The sequence below is a fragment of the Streptomyces sp. NPDC052236 genome (genome assembly GCF_044548015.1).
Taxonomy (GTDB): Bacteria; Actinomycetota; Actinomycetes; order Streptomycetales; family Streptomycetaceae; genus Streptomyces.
Window position 1 is genome coordinate 70,867 of record NZ_JBIUBL010000003.1, and the last position, 12,930, is coordinate 83,796.

General features: G+C 69.2%; 10 protein-coding genes. 2 read left to right on the plus strand and 8 right to left on the minus strand.

Going from position 1 to position 12,930, the window contains the following annotated elements:
* Positions 1-124: 124 nt before the first annotated feature.
* Both hisS and ACIHCQ_RS07230 read right to left on the minus strand, forming a co-directional pair.
* On the minus strand, positions 125-1,390 hold the full coding sequence (gene hisS, locus ACIHCQ_RS07225) for a histidine--tRNA ligase (RefSeq protein WP_399658758.1): 1,266 nt from the start codon (positions 1,388-1,390) through the stop codon (positions 125-127).
* 12 nt (positions 1,391-1,402) lie between these two features.
* Positions 1,403-2,110: an MBL fold metallo-hydrolase gene (locus ACIHCQ_RS07230; RefSeq protein WP_399658759.1), complete on the minus strand. Its 708-nt coding sequence runs from the start codon at positions 2,108-2,110 to the stop codon at positions 1,403-1,405.
* Between the two features lie 179 nt (positions 2,111-2,289).
* Here ACIHCQ_RS07230 and ACIHCQ_RS07235 point away from each other — a divergent pair, with 179 nt between their 5' ends.
* Together ACIHCQ_RS07235 and ACIHCQ_RS07240 are read left to right on the plus strand one after the other, a co-directional pair.
* A complete protein-coding gene (locus ACIHCQ_RS07235) occupies positions 2,290-3,078 on the plus strand; it encodes a peptidylprolyl isomerase (RefSeq protein WP_399658760.1) in 789 nt (262 codons plus the stop codon).
* A gap of 178 nt (positions 3,079-3,256) precedes the next feature.
* The gene (locus ACIHCQ_RS07240; RefSeq protein WP_399658761.1) at positions 3,257-4,486 is read left to right on the plus strand and encodes a DUF349 domain-containing protein; all 1,230 of its coding nucleotides are present in this window, start codon (positions 3,257-3,259) and stop codon (positions 4,484-4,486) included.
* Positions 4,487-4,626: 140 nt separating this feature from the next.
* Here ACIHCQ_RS07240 and ACIHCQ_RS07245 read toward each other — a convergent pair whose 3' ends face one another.
* The 6 genes from ACIHCQ_RS07245 to ruvB form a co-directional block, all read right to left on the minus strand.
* Positions 4,627-7,194 (minus strand): RelA/SpoT family protein, encoded by a 2,568-nt coding sequence (locus tag ACIHCQ_RS07245; protein ID WP_399658763.1) that lies wholly within the window; start codon positions 7,192-7,194, stop codon positions 4,627-4,629.
* 356 nt (positions 7,195-7,550) lie between these two features.
* Positions 7,551-8,096, minus strand: coding sequence for an adenine phosphoribosyltransferase (locus ACIHCQ_RS07250; protein ID WP_399658765.1), 546 nt, complete (start codon positions 8,094-8,096; stop codon positions 7,551-7,553).
* Positions 8,097-8,107: 11 nt separating this feature from the next.
* Positions 8,108-9,259 carry a protein translocase subunit SecF gene (gene secF, locus ACIHCQ_RS07255; protein ID WP_399658767.1) on the minus strand — a complete coding sequence of 384 codons (1,152 nt, stop codon included), beginning with the start codon at positions 9,257-9,259 and terminating at the stop codon, positions 8,108-8,110.
* 1 nt (position 9,260) lies between these two features.
* Positions 9,261-10,997, minus strand: coding sequence for a protein translocase subunit SecD (gene secD / locus ACIHCQ_RS07260; protein ID WP_399658769.1), 1,737 nt, complete (start codon positions 10,995-10,997; stop codon positions 9,261-9,263).
* Positions 10,998-11,145: 148 nt separating this feature from the next.
* On the minus strand, positions 11,146-11,667 hold the full coding sequence (gene yajC / locus ACIHCQ_RS07265) for a preprotein translocase subunit YajC (RefSeq protein ID WP_399658770.1): 522 nt from the start codon (positions 11,665-11,667) through the stop codon (positions 11,146-11,148).
* A gap of 167 nt (positions 11,668-11,834) precedes the next feature.
* Positions 11,835-12,923, minus strand: a complete 1,089-nt coding sequence (gene ruvB, locus ACIHCQ_RS07270; protein WP_399658772.1) for a Holliday junction branch migration DNA helicase RuvB — start codon at positions 12,921-12,923, stop codon at positions 11,835-11,837.
* Between the last annotated feature and the right edge of the window lie 7 nt (positions 12,924-12,930).

Here is a 12,930-nt window from a genome sequence, read left to right on the forward strand (position 1 = left end):
GCCTCGCCGCACCGCACCGGGTTTCGCATGCGGCGCGAGGCTGCCGCCCCACGGGGGCCTGGGGGCCTGCCCCAGTTTCGGGAAAGGGCGGGTGGGGGGGGGGGAAACCAACCCGCCCGAGCCGTCAGCCCAGGACGCGGGAGCTCAGCGCCTCCACCACCGCGTCCAGCGCAACCGGGCCCTGCTCCCCCGACTCCATATCCTTGAGCTGGACCTTCCCGTCCGCCAAGTCCCGCTCCCCCGCGACAATCGCGTACCTCGCGCCCGAGCGGTTGGCCGCCTTCATCGCCGCCTTCAGGCCCTTCCCGCCGTACGAGAAGTCCGCCGCGACCCCCGCCCGGCGCAGCTCCGTGACCACACCGAACAGCACCCGGCGCGCCTCGTCCCCGATCGGTACCGCGAACACACTCGTCGCCGCCGGGATGTCCAGCTCGACGCCCTCCGCCTCCAGCGCCAGCACCGTACGGTCCACGCCCAGTGCCCAGCCCACCGACGGCAGCGCCGGGCCGCCGATCATCTCGGAGAGGCCGTCGTAGCGACCGCCGCCGCCCACCGCCGACTGCGAGCCGAGGCCGTCGTGGACGAACTCGAACGTCGTACGCGTGTAGTAGTCGAGGCCGCGCACCAGCTTCTCGTCGTCCTCGTACACGACACCCGCCGCGCCGAGCAGCCCCCGCACCTCCCCGTGGTAGGTCCGGCACGCCTCGCACAGGTAGTCGCGCAGCAGCGGCGCGCCCACCAGCTGCTTCTGTACGTCCGCCCGCTTGTCGTCGAGGATCCGCAGCGGGTTGAGCTCGATCCGCGCGCGGGTGTCCTCGTCCAGGTCCAGCCCGCGCAGGAAGCCCTGCAGGGCATCACGGTAGACGGGACGGCACTCCCGGCAGCCGAGCGAGTTCAGCAGGATCCGGAACTGCCGCAGCCCCAGCGCGCGGTACGCCTGGTCGGCCAGGATGATCAGCTCCGCGTCCAGCGCCGGGTCCTCCGCGCCGATCGCCTCCGCGCCGACCTGGGAGAAGTGGCGGTAGCGGCCCTTCTGGGGGCGTTCGTAGCGGTAGTACGAGCCGGAGTACCACAGCTTCACGGGCAGCGAGCCCGCCTTGTGCAGGTTCGCCTCCAGCGCCGCGCGCAGCACGGAGGCGGTGCCCTCCGGCCGCAGCGCCAGCTGGTCTCCGCCCTTGGTCTCGAAGGCGTACATCTCCTTCGAGACGATGTCGGTCGACTCGCCGACGCCGCGCGCGAAAAGCGCGACATCCTCGAAGCCGGGCGTCTCGATATAGCCGTAGCCGGAGTTCTTCAGCGGCGCGGCAATCGCCTCGCGCACCGCCAGATACTTCGCGGAGTTGGGCGGGATCAGGTCGTACGTGCCCTTGGGGGCCTGAAAGGTACTCACGTGGTTCTCTCGTCACATTCCTCGTCGAGGAGCGCTGATGCTCCCTGAGCCGGCGGCCACGTCCCTCAGATAGGGGTTCGCGGCGCGCTCGCGGCCGATGGTCGTCTGGGGGCCGTGGCCGGACAGCACCACTGTCGAGTCGTCGAGCGGCAGGCACACCCGTGCCAGCGACTCGAGCATCTCGGCGTGGTCGCCGCCGGGCAGGTCCGTGCGTCCGACGGAGCCGGCGAACAGCAGGTCACCCGAGAAGAAGACGGACGGAATGTCCGCCGACTCGGGCAACCGGAAGGTCACCGACCCCTTCGTATGGCCGGGCGCATGCGCGACGGAGAAGCCGAGACCGGCCAGGCTCAGCTCCACTCCGTCGGCCAGCTCCTTGACGTCGTCCGGCTCGCCCACGGTCAGCTCGCCCATCAGCGGCATCCCGATGGAACGGCCCAGCGCCTTTTCCGGGTCGCTCATCATGTACCGGTCGGCGGGGTGGATCCATGCCGGTACGTCATGGGCTCCGCACACCGGCACGACGGAGGCGACATGGTCGATGTGCCCATGGGTGAGCACGACCGCGACGGGCTTGAGCCGATGCTTGGCGAGCGTCTCCTCGACTCCCTGGGCCGCCTGATGGCCCGGGTCGATGATCACGCACTCCTCACCCGCGGCGGGGGCGACCAGATAACAATTGGTCCCCCAGGCCCCGGCGGGGAACCCGGCAATAAGCACGATCGTCCTCGGTGTGGTGGCTCGGCGTGGTAGTCGAGAGGGATATGGCTGTAGCCGCAGCGAATTGCGGCAGATCAGAGCCTACCGGCGCTGCTCGTCCCACAGCGAACCCGTATACGGTACGGGGCAACTCAGCCGGTCGGCATCACGCGCCGTACGACGTACAAGGAGATCACCCGGTGGTCAGCAGCGATCAGCGGCGGCGGCAGCTCGCCAGGGAGAAGTTCGAGCGCCAGCAGCAGCGTCGACAGCAGTCCCGTCAGAGGAAGCAGCGGATCACGATCATCGCGGCAGCGCTCGCCGTGGTGCTCGCGGCGAGCGCGGCGGCCTACCTCTCGATCGGGCTGTCCGACGACGACGACAGCAAGTCCGATGCGGCGGCGGACGCCAGCCAGTCCCCGAGCCCTTCGGCGACCGAGAGCACCACTCCGCCGCCCGCCATGGCGATCGACAAGACGGCGAAGTACACGCTGTCGCTCACGACGAACAAGGGCGGCATCGCCATCGCGATGGACGCGGCGAAGACGCCGCAGACGGTGAACTCGTTCAAGCACCTGGCCGACAAGGGCTACTTCAACGGCACCAAATGTCACCGAATGACCACGGAAGGTATTTTCGTGCTCCAGTGCGGCGACCCGAAGGGCGATGGCACAGGCGGGCCCGGCTACACGATCCCCGACGAGAATCTGACCGCGCTGGGCAAGGCGGCCGCCGACGGCACTGTGACGTATCCGCCCGGGACGGTGGCGATGGCCAATACCGGCCAGCCGAACTCCGGCGGCAGCCAGTTCTTCCTTGTCTACAAGGAGACAAAACTGCCACCCACCTACACCACCTTCGGAAAGATGGACGCCGCGGGCCTGAAGCTCGTGCAGGAGGTGGCGAAGGCGGGCGTCGAGGGCGGCGCGAAGGACGGCGCTCCGAAAACCGCCGTCACCATTACGAAGGCGGCCGTGCCCAAGGCGTGAGCCTGGGAATTTCGGCCGCGCTGAGTGCGGACAGCCGGGCGGCCGGTCGCCTAGATTGGCGTTGTGCGGCGCGGGTATCGCTTCGCGCTGTGGAAGGCGGGCGAGGCCCGTCCAGGAAACTGTGGACGATGCCCGGGGGCGGAACCCCCCATCGCAGGCATCAGGTGGAGGAGGCGCTGTGAGCAGCGACCCGTGGGGCCGTGTCGATGAGACGGGCACCGTGTACGTGCGTACAGCCGACGGCGAGAAGGTCGTCGGATCGTGGCAGGCAGGCTCTCCCGAGGAGGCTCTGGCCTATTTCGAGCGCAAGTACGAGGGCTTGGTGGTCGAAATCGGCCTCCTCGAACGGCGGGTGAAGACCACCGACCTTTCGACCAAGGACGCCCAGGCCGCCATCGACCATCTGCGTCAGCAGGTGGACGAGCATCACGCCGTGGGCGACCTCGACGCGCTCAGCAAGCGCCTCGACGGTCTCGTCGCGACGGTCGAGAAGCGCCGTGAAGAGCGCAAGGCGCAGAAGGCGAAGCAGACCGACGAGGCACGCCACGCCAAGGAGGCGCTGGTCACCGAGGCGGAGGAGCTGGCGCAGAGCGAGCAGTGGCGCTCCGCGGGCGAGCGGCTGCGGGCCCTCGTGGACACCTGGAAGGGCCTGCCCAGGCTCGACCGGAAGTCCGACGACGAGCTGTGGCACCGCTTCTCGCACGCGCGCTCGGCGTTCTCCAAGCGCCGCAAGGCGCACTTCGCCTCGCTGGACGCGCAGCGCGAGGAGGCCCGCAAGGCAAAGGAGAAGCTGGTCGCCGAGGCGGAGGCGCTCTCCGGCTCCACCGACTGGGGGGCCACGGCCGCCCAGTACCGCGACCTGATGGCGGAGTGGAAGGCCGCGGGCCGTGCGCAGCGCGACGCCGAGGATGAGCTGTGGAACCGTTTCCGCGGTGCCCAGGACGTCTTCTTCGCCGCGCGCAGCGGGGTCTTCGCGGAGCGGGACGCCGAACAGGGCGAGAACCTCAAGCTCAAGGAGGAGCTCGCCGCTGAGGCCGAGAAGCTGCTGCCGGTGAGGGACCTGAAGGCGGCGCGTGCCACCTTCCGGGCTCTCAACGAGCGCTGGGAGGCCATCGGGCACGTACCGCGTGACGCACGCCCCAAGGTCGAGGCGCGGATGCACACGGTGGAGCGGGCGCTGCAGGAGTCCGAGGAGAACGAGTGGCGCCGGACGAACCCGGAGGCGCGTGCGCGTGCCGAGGGTCTGACGGGCCAGCTCCAGGCGGCCGTGGACAAGCTGCGCGGGCAGATCGACGCGGCGCGCGCGGCGGGCAACAACGCCAAGGCGGACAAGCTGGCGCGTGAACTGGAAGGGCGGCAGGCGCTGCTCGACCAGGCTCTGAAGGGCCTGGAGGAGTTCGGCGGCTAGCAGCCCCCTTTGCGGCTGAACCGCCGCCGCTCTCGCGGTTGTGGTTGCTCGCCGTGGGGGTTGCTCAATTGATGGCTGATGCGGCAAGCACAAAAGGGCCCCGGTACGGATTCCGTACCGGGGCCCTTTTGTGCTTGCCGTTACGGCCGACGGGCCGAAGTTACGCGGTAGACGTCGTAGACGCCCTCCACGCCCCGTACAGCCTTCAGGACGTGCCCGAGGTGCTTCGGGTCACCCATCTCGAAAGTGAAGCGCGAGGTGGCCACCCGGTCGCGCGAGGTCTGGACCGCCGCCGAGAGGATGTTGACGTGCTGGTCGGACAGAATGCGGGTGACATCCGACAGCAGCCTGGACCGGTCCAGCGCCTCGACCTGGATGGCCACCAGGAAGACCGACGACTGGGTCGGGGCCCATTCGACCTCCAGCATCCGCTCCGGCTGCTGCGAGAGCGAGTCGACGTTCACACAGTCCGCGCGGTGCACGGAGACGCCGCTGCCGCGGGTGACGAAGCCGATGATGGGGTCGCCGGGGACGGGCGTACAGCAGCGGGCCAGCTTGACCCAGACGTCGTCGACGCCCTTGACGACCACACCGGGGTCCGCACTGGAGCGGCGCCTGGCGCGCCCGCCGTGCGTGGGCGGTGTGGACTCGGCGATGTCCTCGCTGGCGGCCTCCTCGCCGCCCACCGCCTGCACCAGCTTCTGTACGACGCCCTGCGCGGCCACATGGCCCTCGCCGATCGCCGCGTACAGGGACGAGATGTCGGGGTAGCGCATTTCGTGCGCCAGCGTGACCAGCGAGTCGCCGGTGAGGATGCGCTGGATCGGCAGGTTCTGCTTGCGCATGGCCCGCGCGATGGCGTCCTTGCCCTGCTCGATGGCCTCGTCGCGGCGTTCCTTGGAGAACCACGCGCGGATCTTGTTGCGGGCGCGGGGTGATTTGACGAAGCCCAGCCAGTCGCGGGAAGGGCCCGCGCCTTCGGCCTTGGAGGTGAAGACCTCGACCAGGTCGCCGTTGTCGAGGGTCGATTCGAGGGGGACGAGGCGGCCGTTGACCCGCGCGCCTATGGTGCGGTGGCCGACCTCCGTATGCACGGCGTACGCGAAGTCGACGGGCGTCGCGCCGGCCGGCAGCGCTATGACGTCGCCCTTCGGCGTGAAGACGAAGACCTCGTTGCGGGAGAGGTCGAAGCGCAGCGACTCCAGGAACTCGCTGGGGTCCTCGGTCTCCTTCTGCCAGTCGAGCAGCTGGCGCAGCCACGCCATGTCGTTGATGTGGTCGTCCTTGCCACCGGCCCGCTTCGGCACGTCGGTGCGGACCTTGGAGACCCCGGCGCTGGCATCCTGCTTGTACTTCCAGTGCGCGGCGATGCCGTACTCGGCGCGGCGATGCATGTCGAACGTACGGATCTGGAGCTCGACGGGCTTGCCGTTGGGACCGATGACCGTGGTGTGCAGCGACTGGTACATATTGAACTTGGGCATCGCGATGTAGTCCTTGAACCGCCCCGGAACCGGGTTCCAGCGCGCGTGGACGGTGCCCAGCGCCGCGTAGCAGTCGCGGACGGTGTCGACCAGGACCCGGATGCCCACCAGGTCGTAGATCTCCGCGAAGTCGCGACCGCGGACGATCATCTTCTGGTAGACGCTGTAGTAGTGCTTGGGCCGTCCGGTGACGGTGGCCTTGATGCGGGCGGCACGCAGATCGGACTGGACCTCGTCGGTCACTATCGCGAGGTACTCGTCGCGCTTGGGGGCCCGCTCGGCGACGAGGCGAACGATCTCGTCGTACATCTTGGGGTAGAGGATCGCGAAGGCGAGGTCCTCCAGCTCCCACTTGATGGTGTTCATGCCCAGCCGGTGGGCCAGGGGCGCGTAGATCTCCAGGGTCTCGCGGGCCTTCTTCTCCTGCTTCTCCCGCTTGAGATAGCGCATCGTGCGCATGTTGTGCAGCCGGTCGGCGAGCTTGATGACCAGGACGCGCGGGTCCTTGGCCATGGCGACGACCATCTTGCGTACGGTCTCGGCCTGCGCGGCCTCGCCGAACTTGACCTTGTCGAGCTTGGTGACGCCGTCGACGAGGAGGGCCACCTGATCGCCGAAGTCGCGGCGCAGGGTGTCCAGGCCGTACTCGGTGTCCTCGACGGTGTCGTGCAGCAGCCCGGCCATCAGCGTCGCCGGGTCCATGCCGAGCTCGGCGAGGATCGTGGTGACGGCGAGGGGGTGCGTGATGTACGGGTCGCCGCTTTTGCGCTTCTGGCCGCGGTGCCAGCGCTCGGCGACCTGGTAGGCGCGCTCGACCTGGCGCAGCGTGGAGGCTTCGATCTTGGGGTCGTTGGAGCGCACTATCCGCAGCAACGGTTCCAGGACGGGGTTGTACGGGGAGGAGCGCTGCACGCCCAGGCGGGCGAGGCGGGCGCGTACGCGGTTCGAGGAGCCGCCGGTGCGGGACGCGGGCGCAGGGGCTCGCGCGGGCGCGGGCGAAGGTGCGGGCGCGGGCTTCGGAGCGGAGACGGGGGTCACGCCGTTCGCACGGGCGGGCGGCGCCGTCTGCTCGGGCCGCTCCGGCTGCTCCGACGGCTTCGGCTCGGAGGGCTTCTGCCCGGGCGCGGCTGGGCCGGCGGGCGCGACGGGCGTGACAGGGCCGGCCGCGGCCTTCTCGGCCTGCTGGTCGGGGTGCGCGGCGGCGGACTGGGCCTTGTCTGGCAAGAGCACTCCTCGTGCGGTTCCGGCTGAACGGTCAGGTCCGGAGAAGCCATGGTATCGACCTCTGACTTCTGATGCTCAGGAGGCTGAATCAGCCGGGTTGGCCGTGCGTAGCGACTCCCCGGGCGACTCCCCGGCCTGTTGTAGTCGCGTCACGGACTGTCGCTGAGCGCGGCATCCGCGGCACAGCGGGGAGCAGCACCATGGGCGCCCCGGGGGTTCCCGGGGCGCCCATGGCCGGACCTGCGTATCAGGTCGGACGGTGATCTCAGACGCTGATCTCAGACGCTGATCTCAGACGCTGATCTCAGACGCTGATCTCAGACGCTGATCTCAGACGCTGATCTCAGATGGTGATCTCAGATGGTGATCAGAGCCTCCAGCGGAGCACCGCGCAGCGCCGGCTCCAGCCGGATCCGGCCGCCCAGGAAGCCGAGCTCCATCAGGACCGCGACGCCCGCGACCTCGGCGCCCGCCCGGCGGATCAGCTCCAGCGAGGCGCCCGCCGTGCCGCCGGTCGCGAGCACGTCGTCGATGACCATGACCCGGTCGCCCGCTCGCAGGTCCTCGGCGTGCACCTCGATCTCGGCGCTGCCGTACTCCAGCTCGTACGTCTGCGAAAGCGTCGCTCCGGGCAGCTTCCCCGCCTTGCGCACGGGGACGAACCCGAGCCCGGCGCGGACCGCCGCCGGCGCGGCCAGGATGAAGCCGCGCGCCTCCAGGCCGACGATCTTCGTCGCCCCATGACGTACGGAGAGCTCGGCGAGCGCGCCCGTCATGGCCGTGAAGGCCGCCGGGTCCGCCAGCAGGGGCGTGATGTCCTTGAACATCACCCCCGGCTTGGGGTAGTCGGCGACATCACGGATGCGGCTGAGCAGCAGCTCCCGCGTCGCGGTGGGGGTCATCGGCCCCGAGCTCATCGGCGCCTGCCCGACGGACGGCCACGGCCGCGGCTGCGCGGGCCCGCCACGGCGCCGGCCGGCGCGGCCGCGCCCGGTCCCTCGTCCTGCGGCTCGTCCGAACCGTCGTCGGAACCGTCGTCGAAGCCCTCGTCCGAGCCGCGGGCCGGGCCACCGTCGTCCGGGGCCTCGCCGGCGGCCGCGGCAGCCGCGCGCTTGGCGAGCACCCGCTTCTTCAGCGCCTTCATCTGCGGGTCGCGTTCCTTGAGGTCGGCGACGAGCGGTGTGGCGATGAAGATCGAGGAGTACGCGCCGGCGGCCAGACCGACGAACAGCGACAGCGAGATGTCGTTCAGCATGCCCGCGCCGAGGACGCCGCCACCGATGAACAGCAGACCGGCCACCGGCAGCAGCGCGACCACGGTGGTGTTGATGGAACGCACCAGCGTGCCGTTGAGGCTGCGGTTGGCGATCTCGCTGTAGGTGAAGCGGGTCTGCTTGGTGATGGCCCGCGAGCCCTCCTTGAGACCGTCGAAGACGACGACGGTGTCGTAGAGGGAGTAACCGAGAATGGTCAGCAGACCGATCACCGTGCCCGGGGTGACCTCGAAGCCGACGAGCGCGTACACGCCGACGGTGATGGTGAGGTCGTGGATCAGGGCGACCAGCGCGGCGACGGCCATGCGCCACTCGAAGGCGACGGCGAGATAGAGCACCACCAGGACCATGAAGACCCCAAGGCCCGTCCAGGCCTTGTTGGCGATCTGCTCACCCCAGCTGGGGCCGACGATCTCGGCGGCGATCTTGTCTACCGGGATGTCCAGCTTCTCGGCCAGCTCCACGTTGACCTTGTTCGCCGCGGCCTGGTCGAGCTCGCTGACCTGGATCCGCAGCGTTCCGTTGCCGAGCTTCTGGACGATCGCGTCATGGCCCGATACCTCTTCGGCGTACTCCTCGGCCTCGCTGACCGAGATGCTCGTCTTCGGGGTGTTGAAGACCGCGCCGCCCTTGAACTCGATACCGAGGTTGAGACCCTGCACCACTACGCCGAGGATCGCCACAACGGTGATCAGGATCGAGATCCCGTACCAGAGCTTGCGCTTGGCGACGAAGTCATAGCCGACCTCGCCGTTGTAGAGCCGGGCGCCAAGAGTGCCAAGTCGCGACATCTCACGCCTCCTTCGGGTCGATGGGGGCGGAGATACGGCGCGAACGGCGCAGCGGGGGCTTGGCGCCGAGCCGCTTCGGGTCCAGTCCGGACCAGGAGTGGCCGTCCGCGAAGAACTTCTTGCGGGCGAGGATGGTCATGATCGGCTTGGTGAAGAGGAAGACCACCACCACGTCGAGCACGGTGGTCAGACCGAGCGTGAACGCGAAGCCCTGGACCTTGCCGACGGTGACGAGGAACAGCACCGCGGCGGCGAGGAACGACACGAAGTCGGAGACCATGATCGTGCGCCGGGCGCGCGGCCAGGCGCGCTCGACGGCCGGCCGCAGCGTACGGCCTTCGCGGATCTCGTCCCGGATCCGTTCGAAGTACACGATGAACGAGTCCGCTGTGATGCCGATCGCGACGATCGCCCCGCAGACCGCGGGCAGGTTCAGCGCGAAGCCGATACCCGGGCCGAGCAGGGTCATGATCGTGTACGTCAGGATCGCGGAGACGATGAGGCTGAGAATCGCGACCAGCGCCAGGCCGCGATAGTAGGCCACCAGATAGATGATGACCAGCGCAAGACCGATCGCACCGGCGATCAGGCCCGCCCTGAGCTGCTCGCCGCCGAGTGCGGCGGTGACGGTCGTGACGCTCTGCTCCTCGAACTCGAGCGGCAGCGCACCGTACGACAGGATGTTGCCCAGGTCCTGGGCGGACTGCTGGTTGAAGCTGCCGGAGATCTCGGCGTTGGCGCTGAGCGTCTGGTTCACCGAGGGCGCGGAGACGACTTCCCCGTCGAGGACGATGGCGAACTGGTTCGCCGGGGCCTGCTGCTTCGACAGCTCACTGGTGATCTTCGCGAACTTCTTCGAGCCGCTCTTGGTGAAGTCCATCGTGACGATCCACATGCCACGCTGCTGGTCGAGCACGCCCTTGGCCTCGTCGATGTCCGTGCCGTCGACCTCGGCCGGGCCGAGGAGGTACTTGGACCACTGGCCGTCGTCCTCACCGCAGGCGACCACCGAATCGCTCGGCTTGGCGTCGTCGCCGAGCTTGGAGCGGGCCGCCTCGTTCGTGCAGTCGAGTTCGGTGAACTGCTTCTGCAGAGCCGTAGCGGCCGGGTCGGCGGGCGGGGTCGGGGTCGGGGTCGGCGCGGCCGGCGAAGAGGCACCCGGCGAGGGCGTCGGCGCCTTCTTCAGGTCGCCGGTCACCGCGCGGCCCTGAGTGGTCGCGCTGACCGAGGGCGCGGCGGGCGGCGTGCTCGTCTTCGCCGTGGAGGACGGCGATCCGCTGGGTGTGGGTGAGGCCGTGGGCGGGGCTGAGGCCGGCGGCACCGGGCTCCCGGCGGCGACGGTCAGCACCGGCCGGAAGAAGAGCTTGGCGGTGGTGCCGACCTGGTCACGGGCCTGCTGGGAGTTCGTCCCCTTGGGAATGTTGACGATGATGTTGCTGTTGCCCTGGGTCTGAACCTCGGCCTCCTGAACGCCCAGACCATTGACACGGCGCTCGATGATGCCGACCGCGGTTTTCATATTGGTCTCGTTGATGGCGTTCTTGTTGGCGACGGTGTTCTTCGCCTGAAGCGTGATGGTCGTACCGCCCGCCAGGTCGATCCCCAGACGCGGTGTGAGCTGTCCCGCCAAGAACATCCCGCCCGTGAGTGCGACCATGGCGATCAGGATCAGAGCCAGGGCACGCCCCGGCTTGCCCTGAGCCCCCGCGGGCTTTCGGCCCCTATTCGGTGCTGCCACCTTCTCGTTTCTCCCTGTCCAACCGTCCCGCGCCGGGTATGCGTCGAGGCGGCCACGAAGTGTTGTGGAAACCTGCCCCCGCAGAAGTCAGAACGGCCGGGGGACCGCCGGGCGCCGGTGTGTGCGCCGCCGCGGTCCCCGATCGTGGCTACTTCGCTTCGGTCTCGCCGTCAGCCTTGCCGTTGTCGCTCTTCGCCTCTGCCTTGTCCTCGGTCTTGGCCTCGTCCTCGGCCTTGTCCTGGGGCGCGGCGTCGTCCGTCTCGGGCTTCTTGCCGAGGTTGATCTTGTCAGTATCCGAGGAGCCCGTGTCCACCGCATCGGAGTCCGCACCCTCGGTCAGCGAGGAAGCGTCGTCCGGGACGACCGTGCCGTCGGTCTCGTCGTCGCTCTCGCCGTGCACGATGCGGTTGTACTCGTCGTCGTCGAGCACCGCGCCAATGGCGTTCTTGGCGTAGATGGCGTGGACGCCGGGCGCGACCTCAAGGAGGACCGTGTCGTCGTGAAGCTCCTTGACGGTGGCGTACATGCCCCCGATCGTCCGAACGCCGGTGCCGGGCTGCATGTCATTGCGCATCTGCGCAGCTGCTTGCTGCTTCTTCTTGGCCGACCGGGTCATCAGGAACATGGCCCCAATGAGCACAATGAAGGGGAGGAGGGTCACGAGACTCACGGGACGGAACTTCCTTCGCACGACCGCACTGATGAGGCGGCCTTATCTACGGGGGTGGGCACGCCGACCTGTAGGGGCGGCATCGGCGGAGTCTAAGCGAGTCCGCGTCAATGGAACAACGCCCAGCATCGCACCCTCGTTCCTGCAAGGGCGACTCTCCGCGCCAGTCACGCCCCGAACAGGCCGCCTTGTCCGCTTGCGCCAGTGACGTGCTGTGGTGGTACAAGGCCGAGATGCGCCCATGCGGCGGGGGTCGCCACCCGTCCGCGCGGGGTGCGGGCAAGCAGTCCTTCCCGTACGAGAAAGGGCTCTGCCACCTCCTCGACCGTCTCCCGCTCCTCGCCCACGGCCACCGCGAGCGTGGACAGGCCCACCGGGCCACCGCCGAAGAGCTTCAGCAGCGCGCCGAGCACGGCCCGGTCGAGGCGGTCCAGTCCCCGGGCGTCGACCTCGTACACCCGCAGGGCGGCGGCGGCCACCTCGGGGGTGATCCGCCCGTCGACCTTGACCTGGGCATAGTCGCGGACACGGCGCAGCAGCCGGTTGGCAATACGGGGGGTGCCGCGGGAGCGGCCGGCGATCTCGGCGGCGCCGGCGGCCTCTATCTCCACAGCGAGGAGCTGGGCGGAGCGGTGGATGACCCGCTCCAGCTCGGCGGGGTCGTAGAAGTCCATGTGCGCGGTGAAGCCGAAGCGGTCCCGGAGCGGCGGCGGCAGCAGCCCGGCCCTGGTGGTGGCGCCGACCAGGGTGAAAGGCGGCAGTTCGAGCGGGATGGCGGTGGCTCCCGGGCCCTTGCCGACGATCACGTCGACACGGAAGTCCTCCATGGCCATGTAGAGCATCTCTTCGGCGGGCCGGGACATCCGGTGGATCTCGTCGAGGAAGAGGACCTCGCCCTCCTGGAGGGAGGAAAGGATCGCGGCCAGGTCGCCGGCATGCTGGATGGCGGGGCCCGAAGTGATCCGGAGCGGGGCGTTCATCTCGGCGGCGATGATCATGGAGAGGGTCGTCTTGCCGAGGCCGGGGGCGCCGGAGAGCAGGACGTGATCGGCGGTGGCGCCGCGGGCGAGGGCCGCTTTCAGGACAAGGTCGAGCTGTTCGCGTACGCGCTCCTGGCCAATGAACTCTTCCAGCGACTTCGGCCGCAGCGCCGCCTCCACGGCCTGGTCCTCGCCGTCCGCCGCCGCGCCGACGAGCCGCTCGGCGGCGGCGTCGGCGGGGCCGTCGGTCGGCGGTGCGGTGTCGTCCCAGTTCACAGTTCGA